The following is a 21,735-nucleotide window of genomic DNA, read 5'->3' as shown; positions in this document are numbered from 1 at the left end:
CCATTACGTTTTTTTACGGAGTGTCAAGCACAAACGTCGTTCAGGCCCGATTTTTCTGTGATGAATAAATTATAGGCCCAGGGGCTTGAAGCCAACATCCATCATCGGTTGCCCCGTAGGGTTGATGAACCCCCAGGCTCCGCTAACCTGCACCCTCGCCCATCCTGCGGCAAAGGGGCCAGCGTTGCTGTAGGCGGGGGCGATCACCCAGTCACCTTGGGGGTTGATGTAGCCGTAGCGCCCATCTATCTGCACAGCGGCTAGCCCTTCAGAGAAGTTGGCCGCGTAGTCAAACCGGGGGGCGATGGCCATCTGTCCTTCCGCGTCGAGATAGCCCCATTTTGCTCCCTCTAGGACGGCGGCACGACCCTGGGAAAATTCGGTGGCAAAGGCCAGGGTGGGGTCGATCACCCAGTCGCCCTGGCGGCTGATGTAGCCAAAGAAACGGCCCTGGCGCACGCGGGCCATCCCCTCGGAAAAGTGAAACGCCCCATCATAGGACGCCGCAATCACCCAGTCTCCCGCCGGATTGAGGTAGCCATACTGATTTTGATCCGCTGGCTTGGCTACGGCCAACCCTTCGGCAAAGCGCCATGCATCCCTGAAATCGGTCGGAATCGCCATCTGTCCTTGGGGGTTGATGTAGCCGTAGCGTTCCCCCAGTTTCACCGCCGCCCGTCCATCCGCAAAGGAATCGGCCAGATCAAACTGGGGTTCGATCACCCATTCGCCCAAAAGATTGATAAACCCGTACTTGGTGCCCCCCTGCACAGCGGCTAGGCCCTGGGAAAACCCCTTGGCCTGCCGAAACTGTACCGGAATCGCCCATTCACCCTGGCGGTTGAGGTAGCCGTAGTAGTCTCCGGCCCGCGCTAGGGCCAGGGACTCGCTGTACTGGGCAGCGGCGGTAACAGCGTCATCGGCCACCGTAATGCTTAGATGGCCGCTGGTATTGAGGTAGCCAAGGGTGGTCTTGGTTTTCACCATGGCCAACCCCTCAGCAAAGTCAGAAACCTGGTCAAACAGCAGCGGACGGGGCATGGGGCTAGGCAGGTTCAGGGACACGATGAGTCTATGCACTCTATGACTAGGTTAGCGGTTGATGGGGGCAGGCTTCGTCGTTTCGTTGATCACCAAGGGCAGTAGGGCCGCTAGGGTGACAACCACCGCATCGGTTGGGCTCAGAGCCACGATATGGAGTAACTGGCCGAGGGGCAAGATAAACAGGGCTAAAAATTGGAGGCTGATCGACAGAATCAGCGCCAAGCCCAGATAGCGATTGGGGGCCAGGGCAGGGCGACGAAACAGGTGCCGCTGGCGAGAACGGCACACCAGCGCATGGAGCAACTGGGCCAACGTGAGGGCCATGAAGCCCACGGTGCTAGCCTGGGCACCGATGCCGTGGTCATGGATGGCGTAACCGTAGGCCGCAAGGGCGCTGGCGGAGATCACCGTGGCCTCCAGCACCATGCGCCGAAAAGCAGCGGGCTGGATCAGGGATTCGGTGGTGGGGCGTGGGGGCTGGGCTAACACATCCGCCGCCGCAGGTTCTAGGGCCAGGGCGAGGCCAGGGAAAATGTCTGTCACCAAATTCAGCCACAGCAGTTGCAGGGCATTCAGCGGTGCCCCCAGCCCCAGGCTAATGCCCGCAAACATGACAATAATTTCGCTGAGATTGGTGGCCAGCAGGAAGTGAACCGCCTTGCGAATGTTGCTGTAAATAGTGCGACCTTGGGCAATGGCGGCGATCAGGGTATCCAGATTGTCGTCCTGCAAAATCACGTCGGCTACTTCCCGCGCCGCATCGGTGCCGCTGTGGCCCATGGCAATGCCCACCTCCGCCACCTTGAGGGCAGGGGTATCGTTGATGCCGTCCCCGGTCATCGCCACCACTTGGCCCGACCGCTGAAGCGCCTGCACCACCTGAAGCTTATCCGCCGGACTGATGCGGGCAAACACCTGTACGTCTTGAATGGGGGCGTCCGTAGCCGAGCGGTGGGCCAGTTCCGTCGCATCCAGCACCGAGAGATCCTGGCCCTGGCCGAGGTTGAGGGCTTGCCCCAGGGCGGCGGCGGTGGCCCGTTGATCCCCCGTCACCATCACCGCGGCAATTCCGGCCCGATGGAAGGCGGCGATGGTGTCCTTCACCCCCGCCCGCAGGGGATCGGCCATGGCCACCAAGCCCAGCCATACCAGGGGCGTTTCGGCCCAGTCGTCCTTTTTCGACGGATAGCCGTAGGCCACCCCCAACACCCGCAATCCTGCCTGGGCCATGCGCTCGTTTTCGGCCACAATCGCCTGCCGTTGATCGGGGGTAAGGGGAATGGGATCTTGTATATCCGGTAGCCAGTGGGTCGTCACTTCCCTCGTCCAGTCGTCCTCTGGGCTGTTATCCTCAGCGATTTCCAGCTCTTGGGAAGCCTGGACATTGGGGATGTCAGAACGGTCTAACGGACAAGTTAAAGGACGATCCAGCATCACCTCACACCGAGCCAGCAGTTCGAGGGGGCTGCCCTTCACCGCTACCAGCCAGCCGCCCGTGGGGATAGAATGCAGCGTTGCCATCACATTGCGCTGGGCCGACCGATGGCGAATTGCGCCTTGGGGATAGGTTTGGCGCAGAGCAGAAATGTCGATTCCGGCTTGATGGGCGACGGCTAAAAGGGCATTTTCCGTCGATGATCCGGTGAAGGTGGGCTGGGGGGCGGTATCTAGATCGGCATCCACCACCTCGCTTTCGTTGCAGAGAACAACCATCCGCAACAGGGTATGCAGCGGGCCAGGGGGGATCACCTCCGGCAAGGGCGACGCACCATCGGCCAGGGTGAGGTGGGTGTGATCGGTGTGCAGTTCCACCACGGCCATGCGGTTGGCGGTGAGGGTTCCGGTTTTGTCGAGGCACAGGGTTTGCAGCGAGCCGAGGGTTTCCACCGCATCCAAACGGCGAATCAGCACCCGCTGGCGTCGCATGGCTAAAATGCCCAGGGCCAAAGTCGTCGTCGCCACCGCTGGCAAGCCCTCTGGCACCGCCGCCACCGCCAGGGCCACCGCCGTCGTCAGCATTTCCAAGGGGGCATAGCCGCGCCACAGGCCCAGCCCAAACACCACCGCACAGACGGCGCTGGAAATCCACACCAACTGACTACCAGCCTGATCAAGCTGCTGCTCCATGGGGGTGGGCGGATGGCTCGATTGCCCCACCAGGGTTTGAATTTGGCCCATTTCCGTCGTCGCCCCCGTGGCCACCACCACCGCCAAGCCCTGCCCCCCCGTGACCAAGGTGCCGCGATAGACCATGTTGGCACGATCCGCCAGGGGCAAATTTGGCTGGAGCAACGGTTCAATGGCCTTCCCCACGGGCAAACTTTCCCCGGTCAGGGCCGATTCATCCACACTGAGGGACTGGGCCTCAATCAGCCGCCCATCCGCCACCACCAGCGAACCGGGCCGCAGCACCAAAATATCCCCCGGCACCACCGCAGCGGCCTCCAGTTCCGCCAAATCCCCATTGCGCCGCACCCAAGCCGTCGGCGAAGACAGATGATCCAGAGAGCGAATGATGCGGTCAGACTGGCTTTCGGTGGCATAACCAATCACGCCGTTGATCAGCACCACCCCCAAAATCACCAGGGCATCGGTGGGGCCACCCGTAAAGTAGGCAATCACCGCCGCCACCGTCAGCAGGGCCACGGGCAGAGACCGAAACTGGGCAAACCAAATCGCCCACTGGGAACGGGGCGGCACCTCCGGCAAAAGGTTGGGGCCATGGCGTTGCAAGGCTTCCTCAGCGGCTTCCGTGGACAGCCCCGCCGCAGAACTGTGGAAACTGGCCAACACCCGTTCCCCCTCCTGGCCATACCAAGACGGCGCAGAAACCGGGTTTAACGAACTGACCATGGCAAACCTCGCCCAACAGCAGCAACCCCGATAGCTAAATCTCCAATGACGCGCTAGTGCCCCGATGGCCTAGCCCGTCACCCTGAGTTGCCTGATTTTCGATGCTTCTATTATCGCTTAGGTCAGATCCCTGCCACTATACCCATGTTCATCACTGCCATCGGGGGCTACCAGTTGCGCGGCTGAAACTGGCTGTTGTTGAGGATAGCCATGGTTTCCCCCGACTGGGCCAGCACAAACAACCCCTGACGATAGGCGTAGCGATCTGCCCCCGGATCCATGCCAATGCTGGCTACCGCTCCGTAGAGTTGGTGTTGCTCGTATTGTGGGAAAAATTCGCGAAAACGACCCAATTTCTCCACAAATTCCTTCACATCCTCCACGTTCCTAAGCCAGTGTTGTCGTCGGGTAAAAGGGTTGTTGCTGGGATCTGGGACGCTAGGCGCTGGCGGCGGCGAAGCGTTGCTGCACCTGGGCGGGGGTGGTGCCAAGGCACTGGGCGACGGTGGTGAGCAGGGTGTCATCTTGGGTGGTTTGGTACAGGCGGGCAAAGCTACGCATCACAATTGCTCCGTTATGTTCGTCGCCATACTCAACATAAATCTCTAGCGACTGCTTGTAGTGAGCCTGCGCCTGCTCATACTCCCGCAGTGCTTGCGCCACGATGCCCAACTGGTGGTAGGTGCTGGCCTGGTTGTAGCGGTCGTTGAATTCGATAAAGATATCGAGGGCCACTTCAATAGACCACGGGCAGCAGCCAGTCCTCTAGGGGCACCCGTTGGTTAAAGTACACCCGCCGCTCTTTGCGGTTATACAGCTCCTTGCGGCTCAGCCGAATCGCCTCTGGAATGCCCCGATCAGCAAACAGTTCGCCATAGAGCTTTTCCATCATCACCTGGGCCGCCGTCACCGTCACGGAATAGCCCATCGCCACCACCATCTGCACCCCCGCCGCCATCAACCGACTACCCAAACTGGTTTCGGTATTTTGCAGCAGGTCTGTCCCCACCGGGTCTGGGTCGCTGTCCCCCTCCAAATTTTGAACTTTGAATTCTGAATTTTGCATTTTGATGGCCCCCCTCACCTGCTTCGCCGACTGGCAGGCATTCAAAATGCAGATGGGGATACCCTTGGCCGTCAGCAGCGCCGCCAGTTCCTCCGCCTCCACTGGGTCGGCCTGCCCCTTGACATCGCCCTCAAAAAACAAAAACGCCCTTTGCCCCGTGTAGCGCTCCATCTCTGGCCGACCATAGCGGGCACGGTACAGGTAGCGATCATTCGTCACCCCGCCCTCAAACTGGTCGTAGGTCATCAGCCCGCCGTGGGCGTCGAAATGGACGATGTGGTAGTGCCCCTTTTTGTCCTCCAGGTGCCGAGACAGCGAATCCATTGCTCAAAGTAAAACTCTAGCTCCCGCTCCTGCTGCTCGGTGAAGGGATCGGAAACCGTGACGGAATACTGGCTTTGGCCATCTATGTTGAGGATAGCGACAAATCCGGCCTCGGTGGTCTGCTGGTGATGGAGGGTGAGGGTGGGCATGGCAAGGGGCCAGCAGCGCAAAATTTCCTCTATCTTGGCCTAAAGGCCCTAAAACGGCCATACTAAAGACCCAACCCTAGTGCAGCGGCAGCAATTCGCTCGGTTCCCCGTGATAGGTGACAAACACCCCCTTCTTGGCCCGAGTCGCCGACACATGCAGCAGGCACCGCTCCGCTTTGAGGATGGCCGTTTGTGCCGCCTTTCCGCCGCCGTCAACATCGCCCGCTGGGGCGGCACCTGATCTTGGGTGAGGCCCGCCAGAAAGACATGCTCGAACTGGAGCCCCTTGACCCGGTGCATGGTGGCGATGCGAACACCGGGTAAGGCCGGGTTATCGGCCTCGCTGCGGCGAATGGGGCGAGTCTGGAGTCCCCCAGGTGTTTGAGCTGAGACTCGCAGTTTTTGGCGAGGGCGTTGCTGCGCACCACGATGCAGACGGTGGAGAGTGGCACCTCGTCCTGGCCTAACCGTTGGATCTGGCTGTGGATGAACGATACCTCCTGGGGGAAGGTGTCGAAGCCTTGCACCCAGGGAGCATCGCCGTGCATGAGGGAGCGGTAGTCCGTGAGGTCGTCGCTGCCGCCGTCGAGGTCATCCATGGCCAAACCCGTTAGCAGAGCGGTGGCCCACTGGTGGGTTTCGTCGGTGGCGCGGTAGTTGAGACGGAGCTTACGGGAACGCCCACGCACCTCGATGCCGCAGTGGCTGAGGGGAACTTGGCGGCCATAGATGCGCTGGTGGGGGTCGCCGACGATGAAAATGTCATTGCCCTGATCCGAGATCGGTACCAGGGCGCGGATCAGGGCAAAATCCGCAGGCCCCATATCCTGGGCTTCATCGACAATGACGGCATGATCACCCTCCGGCTTGTTCTTCAGCAGGCTACAGGCATCGTACATGGCATCTTCGCGGTCCTTCAGGCCCTTTTGCTTCATCAGGGCGCGAAATTCCTCTCGCGGTTGACCAAGCGCCGCTGGCTGGGATGGAGGAAGACCCGCCACTTATCCAGGGGAGCGGCCAGCATTTCCAGCAGCTCATCATCGTCGGTGATGACGCGGAATCGTCGTTGGCTGTCGGCCTGCTCTAGGGCTAGACAGATCGGCGAGGGTGATTGGCCCTGAGCTCCTGAGAGTGAGTCCGTCGGTCGGCAAAAGCAAGGAATTAGCCATTTTGTGCGTCATAGAACCGCAGAAGTGCAACGGCAATGGTGAGAACCGTGAGGGTGGTATGCCCCTACGGCAACCAAGGATATTGGCGGAAATCGGGGGGGCGCTTGTCGAGAAACGCCTGTTTTCCTTCGGCCCCTTCTTCGGTCATGTAGTAGAGCAGGGTGGCATTTCCGGCCAGTTCTTGTAGGCCCGCTTGCCCATCACAATCGGCGTTAAAGGCAGCTTTGAGGCAGCGGATCGCCAGGGGGCTTTTTTGTAGAATTTCCTGCGCCCACTGAACGCCCTCGGCCTCCAGGTGATCCACAGGCACGACGCAGTTTACCAGACCCATGTCGAGGGCTTCCTGGGCATTGTATTGGCGGCAGAGGTACCAGATTTCCCGCGCTTTTTTCTGGCCCACCAGCCGCGCCAGGTAGCTGGCTCCAAAGCCACCGTCAAAACTGCCCACCTTAGGCCCGGTTTGGCCAAAAATGGCGTTATCGGCGGCAATGGTGAGGTCGCACACCACATGGAGCACATGGCCCCCGCCGATGGCATAGCCCGCCACCAGGGCAATCACCACCTTGGGCATGGAGCGGATCAACCGCTGCAAATCCAGCACGTTGAGCCGAGGCACGCCCTCTTCATCCACATAGCCACCCTGACCGCGCACGCTTTGGTCGCCGCCGGAGCAAAAGGCGTATTTGCCGTCGGTGTGTGGGCCAGCCCCGGTCAGCAGCACCACTCCAATGCGGCTATCCTCCCGCGCATTGACAAAAGCGTCGTAGAGTTCCGAGACGGTTTTGGGCCGAAAGGCGTTGCGCTTGTGGGGCCGATTGATGGTGATTTTGGCGATGCCGTCGGCCTTTTCGTAGATGATGTCTTCGTAGGGTTTAACCGGGTGCCATTCAACCTGCATGGGGCGCTGATCCAGAAGTTTATCCAAAGGTGCCAATACTTCAGCCTCTCACACCCTTGCCCCCTTAGACGAGGAAATTAGGCGGAACGGGCTAAGGAGGCGCAGCAGAAACCTGGTTTTCCGCTGCGGCTTCAGGAATGGGGCCGAGGTCGGGAAAGTTGCCGATAAATTTGACTTCCGGGTGCAGCCACACCTCCCAGCGGTCGTAGACCTGTTCCTGAACGTAGCGAATGAGCCGATAGACATCTTCGGCCCTAGCCTGACCTAGATTGAGAATAAAGTTGGCATGGAGATCGGCCACCTGGGCATTGCCAATGCGGTAGCCCTTTAGGCCGGATTGCTCAATTAACCCGCCAGCGGTGCGGGGTAGGGGATTGCGAAAGACGCTGCCGCAGTTGGGCCAGTCGTAGGGTTGGGTGGAACGTCGCCGATTGAGGCCGTCTAGGGTATCGGCACTCACCACCGCCGGATCGTGCCCCGGTTCGAGTTGGAAGGTGGCTTCTAGCACAACCACGCCCGCCCCCTGCAAGGCCGAGGTGCGGTAGGCAAAGGCCAAATCCTGGGGCCGTACCTCCACCACGCCTCGGACTGGATCCAGTACTGTAGCGGAGACAAAGCAATCCGCCGCACAGCCGCCGTGGGCTCCGGCGTTCATCACCACGGCCCCGCCGACGGTGCCCGGAATGCCCACCGCCCATTCCAGCCCCCGCCAGCCCCGTTTCGCGGCCTTCCAGGCTAGGGTAGGAAGCGGTTCTCCAGCGGCGACGGTGACTCGTCCACGGGCCTCATCAAATTGGGTACTGCGCCAGCGACGGGTACAGATGACTAGCCCCGGTAGTCCCTGGTCGCTCACCAGGAGGTTAGACCCGGCTCCTAGCACTGTTATGGGCAACTCCTGGGCGCTAGCCCATTGGAGGAGCGCGTCAAAGTCTTGGCGATGCCGGGGCAGCGCCAGCCACTCCGCCGAACCACCCACCCGAAAGGTATTCAGCTTGTGCAGCGACATCTGGGGGGCCAGATCAGCCACGGCGGGAATGCTGTCAATGGTTATGGTCATGGATTTCACCTAAACCAGCCCCGAACAATCCCTGGGCGGTCAATCGTCCCATCCTTCTAGCCCCTAACAAGCTTCCTGGAGCGAGGGGGCTTCCGCCTCGGCATAGTGGGCCATCACCTGGGGAATAATTTGGTTCAGATTGCCAGCCCCCATAAACAATACCAGGTCGCCCGGTCGCAGGCTGCTGGTGAGGGCGCTTTGAATGTCATCGAGGGTATGGCCATAGCGTACACCGGGGTGATTGTGGGCCACAGCTTCCGCCACCTGCTGCCCAGAAATGCCGTAGGTATTAGCTTCTCCAGCGCTGTAGATGTCTGCCATAATCACTTGGTCAGCATCGGTGAAGGCATCGGCAAAATCCCCAAGCAGGGCAGCGGTGCGGCTAAACCGATGGGGCTGGAACACGGCCACTACCCGGCGTTCGCCAAGGCTACGGGAACTGTGGGCAAGGCTAGATACCTTGGAGGACTGACCAATACTGAGCCGCGCCGCTGCTAGGGTGGCCCGAATTTCGCTGGGGTGGTGGGCGTAGTCGTCGATGAACTGAATACCGCTGTAGCTGCCGCGCAACTCAAACCGCCGCCGGGCACCGCAGAACTGGCTGAGGCTCGCCGCGATAGTATCAAAAGACACCCCTAGATGACGCCCCACGGCCACGGCAGCTAGGGCGTTGCTGAGGTTGTGCTCCCCAAGCAGCCGCAGGCTAAGCTGCCCCAGGGGAACACCCCGTTCCCAGATGGTGGCGCTGGTACCGCTGGGGGCAAACTGAATATCCGTAGCAACGTAGGTGGCCCCGGTGGCGGGATCAAGGCTGTAGGTGAGGGTGGGCTGAAGGCTGGAGCGCACTACTTCGCAGTCTGCACAGGCCACCAGCACCTCGCACTGGCGCTGGAACTGCTGGAAGATGTTAACCACGTCCTGAAGGTCGCTGTAGTGATCGGTGTGATCCAGCTCGATGTTGGTGACGACCCCAATTGCTGCCGATAGTTTGGCCAGGGTGCCGTCAGACTCGTCGGCCTCTGCGACTAGATACTCGCTCTGACCAAGGCGGGCATTGCCGCCCCAGCTTGGCACTTCGCCTCCGACCACAATGGTGGGATCCAGTCCGGCCTGAAGCAGCATTTGGCTGATCATGCTGCTGGTGGTAGTTTTGCCGTGGGTGCCCGCCACCGCCACACTGCGATGGTCGTTGATGAGGGCCGCTAGCACGTCCGACCGATGATAAATCGGGCAACCCAACGCTAGGGCCGCCCGATACTCAGGATTGTGATCGTTAATTGCGGTGGAACAAATGACCTGGGGTGTGGCGTCTTGGGAAATGTTGGACTGAAGGAGTGACGACTCTGAAGCGGTTTCTGGGTGTCCTAGGGAGTTCAAAAAATACTGTAGATTTTCAGGCTCTTGCTGCCAAAAAATATGCGCTCCGGCCTCTTGCAGACGGCGGGTAATGTGGCTGAGGCGCAGGTCTGAACCCGATACAGGAATGCCTCGCTTCGTTAAAATATAGGCGAGGGCGGACATGCCGATGCCGCCGATACCAATAAAATGAAAAGGTCTGCCGTTGAAATCTACGGAATTCGGCATCGTTCACTCCTTCACAACACCACACCACACCATGTATCCGGCGTCATCATAGCAAGGTTTGCTAGATTGGCCTAAAAATTGTGCTTAGGGCTTCCTAAAAATTAGCGATGATTGTACCGCAGGATGTCAAAAAACTAGGTCATATAGTTCACATCAGTCACCTTCTTTTCTGCCCTCCGTAGATGGGGCAACACAATGGCTTCAAAGCCTTTCCGGGGTTTTGTGGGCTGTGGAAGATCCCAGGGTTGAGATCGCCGCTTTGATACAGATCCGCTATCGACCGAGGACGCCCACAGCAGCAATCCTTATCACCCCAGATCTAAGGGAGCAGTGCTGATGGCCCTACCCCGGCGGTCATTTTAGATACACCCACGACCGATCCCAGGCGGAAGTGCTGCCTAGACAGGTTTCTGGAGCTGCGATCCCGGCTACTCATTTGTTCGATCCCGCTTCAATCGTAGGATGGCTATAAAGTGGATCATCCTTTGCGATATCATATTCTCGTCTAAGAATAGATACCTAGTCCGAGTACAACAGAGGGTTAAACGCAGTGATTAGAGTAGCCATTAACGGGTTTGGCCGCATTGGTCGGAATTTTTTGCGGTGTTGGTTGACGCGGGAAAACAGCGGCCTGGAGGTCGTTGCCATTAACGATACTTCGGATCCAAAGACCAACTCTCACCTGTTGAAGTACGACTCCATGCTGGGTCGTCTCGATGCTGACATTCAGGCCGGGGAAGATACCCTGATTGTCAACGGCAAAACCATCAAATGCTACTCAGATCGTAACCCCAACAACCTGCCCTGGAAAGCCTGGGACATTGACCTGGTGATCGAATCCACCGGGGTGTTTGTCAGCGAAGAGGGTGCCTCTCGCCACATCGAAGCCGGGGCTAAGAAAGTGCTGATCACCGCTCCCGGCAAGGGCAGCGGCATTGGTACCTACGTCATGGGCGTAAACCACCAAGACTATAGCCACGATGGCTACAACGTGGTCAGCAACGCGAGCTGCACCACCAACTGCTTGGCTCCCGTGGTGAAGGTGCTGCACGAAAACTTTGGCATCATCAAAGGCACCATGACCACCACCCACAGCTACACCGGGGATCAGCGCCTGCTGGATGCCAGCCACCGCGACCTGCGCCGTGCCCGTGCCGCTGCCCTGAATATTGTGCCCACCACCACCGGAGCCGCCAAGGCCGTGGCCCTGGTGATCCCCGAAATGGCGGGCAAGCTGAACGGTATTGCCCTGCGGGTGCCTACCCCTAACGTATCCGTAGTTGACCTGGTGGTGCAGGTGGAAAAACCCGCCATTGCCGAGCAGGTGAACCAAGTGCTGAAAGAAGCCGCCGAAGGCCATATGAAGGGTATTCTGGCCTACAGCGACCTGCCTCTGGTCTCCATCGACTACCGCAAGACCGATGAGTCCTCCATCGTTGATTCCAGCCTCACCATGGTGATGGGTGGCGACATGGTGAAGGTCGTGGCCTGGTATGACAACGAGTGGGGCTACAGCCAGCGCGTGGTTGACCTAGCCGAACTGGTGGCCGCCAAGTGGCAGTAGGTTATTAGGGTTTACCCTTAGATCATCGCCCAAGCAGCGCCCTGAGAGTGGCTTCCTAGCCTCCTTCGGGCGCTGTTTGAGCAGAATACATAGGCGACGAAATCCGTCCGGGGTTTGCAAGCGTTGGCTGGTTGTAGCCGAGCTGGGATCGCGCTGGATTTAAGATCGTGGTGTCGCGACGGGGCTTGCCCCCGCGCCCTGGGTAGACCTAGGGTGCAGCATCGGCACTAGGGCAGGGCATGGTGCCTAGGCGTCTGGAGGGGGACTGGGGAAGGTCACGGTGATGGTTGTGCCCTGGTCAAGCTGACTCTGGAGGGTGACGGTTGCCGACAGGAGGTCAAGGCATTTTTGGACAATGGCTAGCCCCATCCCCACGCCCTGAATGTTGAGGGTATTGCTGGCGCGAAAGAACGGCTCAAAAACTTTTTCCACCTCCGTTGCAGGAATGCCAATGCCGTTATCCTGCACCGTAATCGAGAAATGATCGGCGGTATAGTTGATGGAATTAGTAATGAGACATCAGGAAGCACAATAGTCTCGAATAATGTCATCCAGAGAAGTGCCGGGTTTCGCATACATTCTGGCTCTCTTTAAGGCACTAAAGTCATGCTCGATATCATTTAGGTCGGGAGAGTACTTCGGTAAAAATAAAATCTGATGCCCCGCCTCTTCTGCTAGTTCTTTAATCTTCGTCTTTCGATGGATGGGAGCATTATCTAGAATAAAAACTGAGGGGGTCGTGACGTTCGTCAACAAAAACAGACTAAACCATCCCTCAAATCCTTCAGCATCTAAGCTTCCGGTAAACAACATTGGGGCAATCAAGTCTTTTCTGCCTTTCCTCCGGGCCGCAATCAGATTCTCCTTCTTCCCTCGCTTGCCCTGGCGCTCTCCATAGATTTTCTTTCCCCGTTTCGACCAAGCGTACAGACAAGCCACGCCTTCCTCAAACCCACACTCATCAATATAGACCAGGCTTTTGACGCCATACACCTGAATCAATGCTCTCAGGGTTCGATAGTATTTCATGCGTTCTTCTGCATTTCGCTCTCGATACCTTAGTTCTTTTTTTTTCGGGTGATTTTCATTTTCTTGAAGACCTTAGAGAGCGCACTAATGCTCACCCCAAATTTCTGAGCCCGTTCCTTCAACGTGGCTTCTGGATTCTGCTCCACATCTTTGCGAAGAGCGTCCCAATCGAGTTTACGTTGGCGTCGGGTTACCTTGGTCGGGGCCAAGTCGACTCGATTTAACCAGCGATAGATTGTCGCACGACCGACTTGATAGGTTTTCGCCGCCTTCGAGATGCTGCCACCTCCTTCTACAAAGTCGATCACGCGCTTCCTTAAATCCAGACTGTAAGGCATCGTTTCTTCGTTCAACCATCACTCCGCTTATAAATAGCTTAAAAACGTCCCAGTCTAAAGTCAATCAACTATACAGTCTACGATCATCCTAATGGTGTTCTCCATGGTGTTCTGATCGGGCGAGAACTTAACGGCGTTACTGAGCAAATTCACCACCACGGTGCGGACTAGGCTGGCATCGGTGACGGGCTGGAGGTAGTCTCCCTGGAGCGTGACGGCAATGGGATGGGGGGGCGAGGCTGCCCCATTAATTTCAGTGACGGCATTGTCGATCACTGATGCGAGACAGGTGGGAGCCAGCTTCACCTCCACAGGCTCAAACTCTAGACGGTTAAACAGCACCACATCATCAATGAGGGCTAACATGCGCTGGATAGCTCCCTGGATGCGACCTAGGTGTTTGCGGCGAAGGGCAGGGGTGAGTTGGTCAAAGTAGTCCTCTAAAATTCCGGTGGAACTGCTGATAATCGCCATGGGGGTGCGATATTCGTGGGAAATGGTGGTGATAACCCGTGATCGCAGTCGATTTAGCTCCTGCTCTTGGGCTAGCGACTGTTCGAGTTTTTGCCCCATCCATTGCAGTCGCTGGTTGGTGTGGGTGAGTTCAGCGGTGCGTTCCCTAACCCGTTCGTCCAGTTCGTCGTTCATTTGACGAAGGGCCGCTTCGGCCTTCAGGCGTTCAGAAATTTCGGCGAGGAGCCGCTGATTTTGGGCCTGCATCTGTTGCTGTAGGCGCAGGATCCTCAGCTGGTGCTCGATACGGGCCAGCACTTCGTTGATCTCAAAGGGCTTGGTGATGTAGTCTTGGCCGCCCACTGCAAAGGCTTTCACCTTATCTAGGGGCTCATCGGAGGCGCTGAGGAAAATAATCGGAATGTGGCTGGTGCGGACATCGGCCTTGAGCTGCTGACAAACCTCAAAGCCGGACATGGTGGGCATAAAAATATCTAGCAGAATTAAGTCAGGTGGGTTAACCTGGGCCACATCAAAGGCCATTTCCCCCTTGATTACCTTGCGCACTTTATACCCCTGCTCCGACAGCATGGTGGCGAGCAACCGCAGATTGTCGGCCCGATCATCCACCACCAAAATATCGCCCCGATGGGATTTGTCCTGGATACTCATTCTGAGACCTTGGCTGAGGGATAACGGTAGTTCAGGTTGAGCAACTGAGCAAGTAGGCTCAGCAGGTCAGCCTCGACCAGAGGCTTAAACATGAGGGTATCGCACCCAGCGGCGTGAATTTCTCCCTGCTCCCAGGGGCTACCGCTGGCGGTGAGGGCGATAATCCACGGTGGCGATCCCTTCGCTTCCTGGCGAATGTGGCGAGTGGCGGCGATACCATCCATCCCCGGCATACGGATATCCATCAAAATCACTTGGGGCTGAAAGGTTTGCCAAGCCGCAATGGCGGTGACGCCGTCGGTGGCCTCTGCGAGGTCAAAGCCAATGGGCTGCAACCAGCGGCGCAAAAGTTCTCGATTTTCAGATCGATCATCAACGATGAGAATACGCGGTGGGGGATTCGTTTGCCCTAGGCTCAGGATGGGATTGCCCATGGCCTGACAGCCTTCCGTCAGGGTGACGATTTCATCTAGCCGAAATTCCTTCACCCGCTGGCCAAGGGCTGCGGCTAGGTCAGCGTCCTGGATCGAGAGCTGATCCACCAGGGCCGTAATTTCCTCTTCCTCAGCTCCCCGCGCCGCTCGATAGAGCTGATGCAGCCACGCCTTCGGTTGCTGGGCTAGGGCCTGCATCAGAGCATAGTTGTCGGACGGGGCAGGAACCGGGGCCTGGGGCACCTCAGAAGAGGACTCCCCGTAGCGGTAGATCACGCCCAGATGTTGGGCGATTTTTTCTAGCAGCACCGCCTCGGTAATGGGCTTGCGGACAAAGTCTGAGCAGCCAGCGGCTAGGATATTGGCGCGTTCTTCCTCAAACACGCTGGCCGTGAGCGCAATGATCACCGTGTCTTGGCCCGCTGGATCAGCCTTGATGCGGCGGGTGGCTTCCTCCCCACCCATTCCCGGCATCCGAATATCCATCCAGATCAGGTGGGGGCGGTGGGTGCGCCACTGGGTAATCGCCGTTTCGCCATCCTCCGCCTCATAGAGATCAAAGCCTAGGGGCTGGAGGAACTGCACCAGCAAGCGCCGATTTTCGCGGTAGTCATCCACCACCAAGATGCGGTAGGTGGGCTGATTGGGAGCTAACCCAAGCACCGATTGGGGCAAAACCGGGGCCGCAGCAACCTCAGCGGCTGCGGGTAGGGCCACCCTGACCCGAAAGGTTGTCCCTTGTCCCACAACACTCTCCACGGTGATCTCGCCCTCCATCAGCTCGATAAACTGACGGCTAATGGCGAGCCCTAACCCCGTGCCTTCTTGGGCCTGTCGTCCGGTGGCAGTTTGGGCAAAGGGCGCAAACAAGGTCAGAATTTCATCCTCCGCAATGCCGGGGCCTGTGTCCACGACCTCAAACGCCAGGGAAATGGGGCCGGAATGGGGGGATGGGGTCGCCGATATCCGTAGTGTTACGGAGCCAGCCTCAGTAAATTTCAGGGCATTGCCTAGAATATTGATCAAAACTTGCCGTAGCTTGCGCTCATCGCCCACCACGCCCTGGGGCACCGCCGGGTCACAGTCATAGACGAGATCGATGCCCTTAGACTGAGCCCGATGCTGGAACATATCCAGCACGCTGACCAACATCAGCCGCAGATCAAAGGGAGCGGGGTTGAGGGTAATGCAGCCCGCTTCAATTTTGGCCATGTCTAGCACTTCATTAATCAGCCCCAGCAGGTGCTCGCCGCTGCGGTGGATGATGGCCAGGGTGTCGTGCTGGGCTTGGGCCACATGGGTGGGGATACCAGGCAGGCGGTCTAGATCGCGCCGCATCACCTGGGTAAAGCCAAGGATCGCGTTGAGGGGAGTCCGCAGCTCGTGGCTCATGTTAGCCAAAAAGTCGCTTTTGGCACGGCTGGCGCGTTCTGCAAGATCCTTGGCCTGTTGGAGTTCGGCGGTGCGATCCTGCACCCGTTGCTCTAGGGTGGCATTGAGGCGGGTGAGATCCATCTCGGCCTGGTGTCGGGAAATAGCCCCACCAATGCTGCCCGCAATGGCAAGGAGAGCCGCCTGGGAGTTGTGATCCCACTGTCGTTCTTGGCGACAGTCATCAAACCCGGCAAACCCCCAACACTGGTCGCGAATCAGAATGGGCACGACCAAAATGGAAATAATGCCCTGGGGTGCCAAAAGCGCCTGCTCCCCAGGGGGAAAATCCTTGACTAACCCTTGAATCGCCTCTCCTCGCGCCAGGGTGTTGTACCAGCGAGGCAGCATCGTCTGGTGGGGATAGTTCACTAAGTCAGGATTACCCATTTCGGGCGTTACCCCTGGGGCAACCCATTCCCACCGTTGGCTCACGACAATCTCCCCCGTTTCGGGGTGGGGATGCTGCTGAAAAATATAGATACGGTCTACATCTGTGGCATCGCCTAGGGCATCGAGGGCTGCCTGCACTCCCTGGTAGTGATTAGCCGTGGTTAGCAAGCGGTTGGTGGCCAGGGCAATACCCCGCAGCAGGCGGTCGCCCTGGGATGCAGTGGCGGTGGAGGGTGGGGAAACGGCCATAGCTTTTACCCCAATAGCAGGGAAAAGGAACAACGATCCAGACTATGTGGATCCTAAGCTAAGACATCAGGCTCTTCCATTCTCCCGTATTCATTGCCTTTGTACATCAGCAGCCCTAGGGCACCGTCCCATCCTTCCTTCCGTAGTATTGCGGACAGGTTTAATGGTTCTTAATATTCTGCGTTTCCGGTCAGTTTCTTCCCCTCGGAGGGCGGCTAGCCCAGCCCCAGCCCCTAGAATGGGAAGAGTCTTCTCCTTGAGCGGTGCCCGAATCAACTGCTACTCAATACTGAGGGTGAACCGAACTGAGGGTGAACCGACTGATGCCCTGAGGCCGCTATACCCAGTGCCGAAATCCTGAGCAATCGCCATGGCTAAAGCCAAACGCCAGCACACGTTTCCCTGTGGCCACCGTGGCCGGGGGCAAATCTGTCATCGCTGCCAGCAGGAAGCCCTGGCTAAGCAGGCGGCCCAACACCAGGCGGCAGATCGTCAGCAGCAGCGTCAAACCTGGCAAGCTAAGTTTGATCTCGACCCGATTGACCTGCGAGGACTGCCGCGCCACGTGGTTGAAAAAGCCCGGTCTATCCTCCAGGATCTCCAGCAAGGGGAGCATTTTAAGACCCTCAAGGGCAAACGCATGATCTTTGACCGCACGGTGATTCGGATCCCTGTGGGCCACCGCTATCGCCTGCTGTGCCGAGAGCACAATGGGCAACTGCTGCCTTGGCGGGTGATCTCCCACGAAGAGTACAATGCCTACGCCAGCAACAAGCGCCCCGTAGGCTAGCTCTGAGACACCTTAGACGATAGATTTTGGGGGCAGTAGGTTAGATTGAACATACTGCACCTGCCCCGATGCCCCGGCTATGTCCGACTCCTTCTTTTCGCTGGCCCAGCACTATCATCACCGGACGAAATACGATCCCGATACCCTAGCCCAGCAAGCCCAACCCCTCGACTATACCCGCCAGCCTGTCCCCTTCAAGTTTTACCAAGTGGGGGTGGAGATCGACCTGAAGCCTTACCTCGATGGCGATCAGGCGGTGGCTTCTGAGGTTTCCCCCACCGAGGCCCATGACTGGATGCGGCTGTCGCGGCTGTTGATCAACGCCTATGGGCTGACGGCCAAGTTCCCCACCATGTCCGGGGAAATGTTTTATCTGCGATCAGCGCCCTCGGCGGGGGGGCTGTATCCGGCGGAGGTGTATCTGGTGTCGCGGGGGACGAAGCTACTGCCTGCGGGACTGTACAACTACCAGGCCCGCACCCATAGCCTATGGCGCTATTGGGACGATCACAACTGGGGCAACCTCCAGCGCGCCTGTTTCTGGCATCCGGCCCTAGAGGCCACCCACATGGCCCTCGTGGTCACGGGGGTGTTCTATCGGTCGGCTTGGCGCTATCGGGATCGGGCCTATCGCCGCATTTGTCTGGATACGGGGCACCTGCTGGGCAACATCGAACTAGCCAGCGCCCTGACGGACTATCGCCCCCACCTGATCGCCAGCTTTGCCGATGAGGCCATGGCCCAGTTGCTCTACCTCAGTCCCGATGAGGAGGGCGTGCTAGCGGTGCTGCCCCTGGCCGACTTACTGGCGGTAGAGCAAAACCTAGCCCTCACCCAAACCATTTTTGCCACCCCGGCCCAAACCACCTACGAAGATGCGCCTGATGGCCAACTGCTGCACTATTTCCACCAAACCACTAACTTGCCCGCCACCACCAACGCCCCCAACTGGCCCTCTCGCCACCCTCCCGAAACCGACGACGACAGCCCCCTAGAGGACAAGTACAATTTTCCCTTTTGCCTGCGGGTGCCCACCCAAACTGCCCCCATTCCTTGGGGAAACGATCTCAGCCCCCTAGAAACCACCATCCTGCGCCGTCGTTCCACGCGACAGTATAGCGGCGGGTCGATCTCCTTCGAGGCGCTGAAGCAGCTCTTAGACTTCACCTACCAGCCCCAGCACTACCGGGATCAAGGGCTGGATGGCGATCCCGACTACTGCGACCTGGGCCTCCTGCAAACCTTCTTGGCCGTGTCTAATGTAGAGGGCCTAGAATCGGGTTGCTATTACTACGCTCCCCGCAGCCAAGAACTGCGCCAGGTGCGCTTCAAGCAATTTCGGCCCGAACTGCACTACCTCTGCCTAGGGCAAGAACTAGGCCGCGATGCTGCTGCTGTTCTGTTCCACACCGCCGACCTCAAGGCCGCCACCGCTGCCTATGGGGATCGGGTTTACCGCTATCTGCACCTAGACGCAGGCCACCTAGGGCAGCGCCTGAACTTGGCGGCCATTTACCTGGGCTTGGGCGTCAGCGGCATCGGCGGTTTCTACGACGACCAAGTGAATGAGGTGCTGGGTATCCCCGCCGACGAAGCCGTTATCTACATCACCACCCTCGGTCAACCCGCCAATACCTAACGGCGAAACCCCGGTTTCTGCGGTGACTGTCGCCGAGGATGCCTCCTCTAGGCGAAAAACCCGGTCTGGAAACCCAGGCTGGGATCGCTGGGCTAGGGCACGGTGGCTGTACCCACTACGGTCTCGGCCTGGTCGGGGTTGGCGGCGCGAATCACCACGGTGTTGAACAAGCTGATGTCGGTGCCTTCGGGAACCGCTAGGTCAAAGGCAGGCTGGCCAGCGGGGATGGGGCCAAGGGGAATGTGACGCTTGGCCAGGTTCCCGTTAATGGTCAACAGCGCCTCTAGGGACAGATCCCCGGCACTGGTGCTGAAGTTTTGAAACGACAGCGTAGCACAATGGTTCACAATGGCGGCTCCCACATAGCCACTGGCGCTAAAGTCTCCTTTTCCGGCCACGGTTCCCATGGTTTCTACCCTCCCTTTACGGCACGACTTTCTACGCTAGCCCAGGGTGGCAGAAAAGGCAAAACCACAGGGCCTCCAGCCGTCTCCTACCCCAGTCTGATCAGCTCTTCGCCATAGCATTGCCACAAAACCGTCATTCCCCCGAAACACCGGGTTGATATCGTAAACGCCAAGGCCAAGGTAGATCCTCGGTGCCTAGGTGCAGCCTACCTAAATTGCTGGGGCAAAACCTAGGGGCGATCACAATGACCCCTCGGAAAATCATCTTAGCGTCGGGGTATTTGTCTAAATCTGCCCATAACCCTAGCCAACGCCCTAAATAGGGAGAAAATCATGGTGATCAGCATGGAATAAGGAACAGGCCACTTATTTTCGGAGACTAGCCTGGAAAAAGTACGGTTCTCCGACGGGGAAATCCCCCTTGGAGGGGATGTTTAAGTCCTAGATAATACAAACAATGGTGAGGACTCAGATATCAGAAACGGAGCTGACATCCTAAGACGCAAAAGTGATGAGGGGAGCGAGTTTCAGCTAATTCTTAAGTCTTTAAAAAACTTTTTGAGGGATGGAAACAAATGCTTGGATCTCATCGTCGTGAAGTTTTATGAATTACTCCATACTCTTTACGCAACAGAATGGTTGTTATATCCTGGAGGAAGAAACTCACAATGATTACGAGTTTACGCCGATGGCCACGGCCATCTAGCCAGGCCAATATGGAAGGGAGCCCATCGTAAGGGCACCCGTGGCAGCGGAGCCCATTCCGCACCCCATATCTAGTTTTCCCTCAGAGGCGACGTCGAGACGAACGGGGTTGTCGCCGAACCCATCCTGATAACGCTGATTGTGACCGCAGTTTTGGTCAGGGGCTTTTTTACTCAGGCCCTCGTTATCGCCCTCACTGGTCAGCCCATCACTGTGCTAGACCAAGCGCCACATTTGAGCCCTATACCTATCAGGATGTCGTCTTTTTACCCGGTGTTGCGATCCCCGGATTCTAGCTTTGTTTATTTCTTTAGTCAGGGCGTTACCAGCATTGTCAGTGGAGGAGAGGTCAACCGATGACGACAACTAAAACCCGTACTTTAAAAAGTAAACCCCTCTACAGTGCCGATGCGGTACGAACCTATCTCCACGAGATTGGTCGGGTTCCTTTGTTAACCCACGAAGAGGAAATTATCTTTGGCAAGCAGGTGCAAGCCTACATGGCGTTGCTAGAGCTGAAGGAATCCCTTGTTGCTAGCCTAGACCGAGAACCCACCCGCAGCGAGTGGGCGGAGGCAGCTCAGATTGCTCCGGAGGTGCTGGCCAAGCAACTGCGCCTAGGCGAACGGGCCAAGCACAAAATGATTGAGGCTAACCTGCGCTTGGTGGTGGCTATTGCCAAGAAGTATCAAAAGCGCAATCTGGAATTTTTGGACTTGATCCAAGAAGGTACCCTTGGTTTAGAACGGGGCGTAGAAAAATTTGACCCTACCAAGGGTTATAAGTTTTCCACCTATGCCTACTGGTGGATTCGCCAAGCCATTACCCGCGCCATTGCCCAGCAGGCCCGCACCATTCGCCTGCCCATCCACATCACCGAAAAGCTGAACAAAATCAAGCGGGTGCAGCGGGAGCTCTCCCAACAACTGGGCCGCGCCCCCAACGCCGCCGAAATTGGTGAAGCCCTAGAGCTTGATCCCAAGCAAATTCGGGAATTTTTGGTGCTGTCTCGCCAGCCCATTTCCCTGGATGTGCGGATTGGCGACAACCAAGACACCGAGCTGCAAGAACTGCTGGAGGACGACGGCATTTCGCCCGAAACCTTCACCGCCCAGGAATCCCTCAAGCAGGACATCCGTAACCTGCTGTCGGAACTGACGCCGCAGCAAAAGGAAGTGATCACCCTGCGCTATGGCCTAGAGGACGGCAACGAACTCTCTTTGGCCAAGGTGGGCAATCGCATGAACATCAGCCGGGAACGGGTACGCCAGCTTGAGCAGCAAGCCCTCAAGCATCTGCGCCGCCGTAAAGGGGCTATGCACGGCTACATCGCTAGCTAGGGTGCGCTGAGATCGCTGCGAATGCCCTCCACAGTTGGCCCTTCTGAAATCAGGGCTGTGGAGGGCGGATTTGATCGGGGGAGCTAGGAAAATGCGTTATGACGTCCTATCACTTTCCTAGGGTTGACGGGTAAACTGCGATGGGCA

General features: G+C 58.0%; 19 protein-coding genes and 1 pseudogene. 4 read left to right on the top strand and 16 right to left on the bottom strand.

What is annotated here, in order from left to right; all coding sequences use genetic code 11:
- Window positions 1–69: 69 nt before the first annotated feature.
- The 11 genes from GFS31_RS12150 to murC all read right to left on the bottom strand — a co-directional run bounded on the left by GFS31_RS12150 (window position 70) and on the right by murC (window position 10,144).
- Window positions 70–1,065: a WG repeat-containing protein gene (locus GFS31_RS12150; protein ID WP_225907399.1), complete on the bottom strand. Its 996-nt coding sequence runs from the start codon at window positions 1,063–1,065 to the stop codon at window positions 70–72.
- Between the two features lie 27 nt (window positions 1,066–1,092).
- Window positions 1,093–3,897 (bottom strand): cation-translocating P-type ATPase, encoded by a 2,805-nt coding sequence (locus tag GFS31_RS12145; protein ID WP_198805077.1) that lies wholly within the window; start codon window positions 3,895–3,897, stop codon window positions 1,093–1,095.
- 167 nt (window positions 3,898–4,064) lie between these two features.
- Window positions 4,065–4,280 carry a hypothetical protein gene (locus GFS31_RS12140; RefSeq protein WP_198805076.1) on the bottom strand — a complete coding sequence of 72 codons (216 nt, stop codon included), beginning with the start codon at window positions 4,278–4,280 and terminating at the stop codon, window positions 4,065–4,067.
- A 55-nt stretch (window positions 4,281–4,335) separates the two neighbouring features.
- Entirely contained in the window at window positions 4,336–4,632 is a 297-nt protein-coding gene (locus tag GFS31_RS12135) for a tetratricopeptide repeat protein (protein WP_198805075.1), read from the bottom strand.
- Between the two features lies 1 nt (window position 4,633).
- On the bottom strand, window positions 4,634–5,287 hold the full coding sequence (locus GFS31_RS12130) for a CHAT domain-containing protein (protein ID WP_198805074.1): 654 nt from the start codon (window positions 5,285–5,287) through the stop codon (window positions 4,634–4,636).
- A complete protein-coding gene (locus GFS31_RS12125) occupies window positions 5,209–5,436 on the bottom strand; it encodes a hypothetical protein (protein ID WP_198805073.1) in 228 nt (75 codons plus the stop codon). Before GFS31_RS12125 ends, GFS31_RS12130 begins: the two co-directional genes overlap by 79 nt.
- 48 nt (window positions 5,437–5,484) lie before the next feature.
- Window positions 5,485–5,736, bottom strand: coding sequence for a hypothetical protein (locus GFS31_RS21680; RefSeq protein ID WP_198805072.1), 252 nt, complete (start codon window positions 5,734–5,736; stop codon window positions 5,485–5,487).
- Window positions 5,649–6,437 carry a UvrD-helicase domain-containing protein gene (locus GFS31_RS12115; protein WP_198805071.1) on the bottom strand — a complete coding sequence of 263 codons (789 nt, stop codon included), beginning with the start codon at window positions 6,435–6,437 and terminating at the stop codon, window positions 5,649–5,651. The genes GFS31_RS21680 and GFS31_RS12115 overlap by 88 nt, the downstream gene beginning before the upstream one ends.
- A gap of 232 nt (window positions 6,438–6,669) precedes the next feature.
- Complete coding sequence (menB, locus tag GFS31_RS12110; RefSeq protein WP_198808184.1) at window positions 6,670–7,503, bottom strand: 1,4-dihydroxy-2-naphthoyl-CoA synthase; 834 nt, start codon at window positions 7,501–7,503, stop codon at window positions 6,670–6,672.
- A 91-nt stretch (window positions 7,504–7,594) separates the two neighbouring features.
- The gene (gene murB / locus GFS31_RS12105) at window positions 7,595–8,560 is read right to left on the bottom strand and encodes a UDP-N-acetylmuramate dehydrogenase (RefSeq protein WP_198805070.1); all 966 of its coding nucleotides are present in this window, start codon (window positions 8,558–8,560) and stop codon (window positions 7,595–7,597) included.
- 63 nt (window positions 8,561–8,623) lie between these two features.
- Entirely contained in the window at window positions 8,624–10,144 is a 1,521-nt protein-coding gene (gene murC / locus GFS31_RS12100; RefSeq protein ID WP_198805069.1) for a UDP-N-acetylmuramate--L-alanine ligase, read from the bottom strand.
- A 550-nt stretch (window positions 10,145–10,694) separates the two neighbouring features.
- Here murC and GFS31_RS12095 point away from each other — a divergent pair.
- The gene (locus GFS31_RS12095) at window positions 10,695–11,708 is read left to right on the top strand and encodes a type I glyceraldehyde-3-phosphate dehydrogenase (protein ID WP_198805068.1); all 1,014 of its coding nucleotides are present in this window, start codon (window positions 10,695–10,697) and stop codon (window positions 11,706–11,708) included.
- 246 nt (window positions 11,709–11,954) lie between these two features.
- Here the strand turns inward: GFS31_RS12095 and GFS31_RS12090 are convergent, their stop codons facing one another.
- From GFS31_RS12090 to GFS31_RS12075, 4 genes and pseudogenes are all read right to left on the bottom strand, one after another.
- Window positions 11,955–12,209, bottom strand: coding sequence for a sensor histidine kinase (locus GFS31_RS12090; RefSeq protein ID WP_263974934.1), 255 nt, complete (start codon window positions 12,207–12,209; stop codon window positions 11,955–11,957).
- Window positions 12,210–12,227: 18 nt separating this feature from the next.
- A pseudogene (locus tag GFS31_RS12085) lies at window positions 12,228–13,075 on the bottom strand (IS630 family transposase).
- 60 nt (window positions 13,076–13,135) lie between these two features.
- The gene (locus GFS31_RS12080) at window positions 13,136–14,200 is read right to left on the bottom strand and encodes a hybrid sensor histidine kinase/response regulator (protein WP_198805066.1); all 1,065 of its coding nucleotides are present in this window, start codon (window positions 14,198–14,200) and stop codon (window positions 13,136–13,138) included.
- Window positions 14,197–16,707 carry a response regulator gene (locus GFS31_RS12075; protein ID WP_198805065.1) on the bottom strand — a complete coding sequence of 837 codons (2,511 nt, stop codon included), beginning with the start codon at window positions 16,705–16,707 and terminating at the stop codon, window positions 14,197–14,199. The genes GFS31_RS12080 and GFS31_RS12075 overlap by 4 nt, the downstream gene beginning before the upstream one ends.
- A gap of 370 nt (window positions 16,708–17,077) precedes the next feature.
- On the opposite strand from GFS31_RS12075, the gene GFS31_RS12070 reads away from it, so the two are divergent.
- Together GFS31_RS12070 and GFS31_RS12065 are read left to right on the top strand one after the other, a co-directional pair.
- Window positions 17,078–17,497 carry a hypothetical protein gene (locus GFS31_RS12070; protein ID WP_198805064.1) on the top strand — a complete coding sequence of 140 codons (420 nt, stop codon included), beginning with the start codon at window positions 17,078–17,080 and terminating at the stop codon, window positions 17,495–17,497.
- A 79-nt stretch (window positions 17,498–17,576) separates the two neighbouring features.
- On the top strand, window positions 17,577–19,136 hold the full coding sequence (locus GFS31_RS12065; protein ID WP_198805063.1) for a SagB/ThcOx family dehydrogenase: 1,560 nt from the start codon (window positions 17,577–17,579) through the stop codon (window positions 19,134–19,136).
- Window positions 19,137–19,228: 92 nt separating this feature from the next.
- Here the strand turns inward: GFS31_RS12065 and GFS31_RS12060 are convergent, their stop codons facing one another.
- The gene (locus GFS31_RS12060; RefSeq protein WP_198805062.1) at window positions 19,229–19,543 is read right to left on the bottom strand and encodes a hypothetical protein; all 315 of its coding nucleotides are present in this window, start codon (window positions 19,541–19,543) and stop codon (window positions 19,229–19,231) included.
- Between the two features lie 1,061 nt (window positions 19,544–20,604).
- On the opposite strand from GFS31_RS12060, the gene GFS31_RS12055 reads away from it, so the two are divergent.
- Complete coding sequence (locus tag GFS31_RS12055; RefSeq protein WP_198805061.1) at window positions 20,605–21,588, top strand: RNA polymerase sigma factor, RpoD/SigA family; 984 nt, start codon at window positions 20,605–20,607, stop codon at window positions 21,586–21,588.
- Window positions 21,589–21,735 lie beyond the last annotated feature (147 nt).

The sequence above is a fragment of the Leptolyngbya sp. BL0902 genome, from assembly GCF_016403105.1.
GTDB lineage: Bacteria > Cyanobacteriota > Cyanobacteriia > Phormidesmidales > Phormidesmidaceae > Nodosilinea.
The sequence above is the reverse complement of the archived record's forward strand: the minus strand, read 5'-3'. Positions and strand labels throughout refer to the sequence as shown.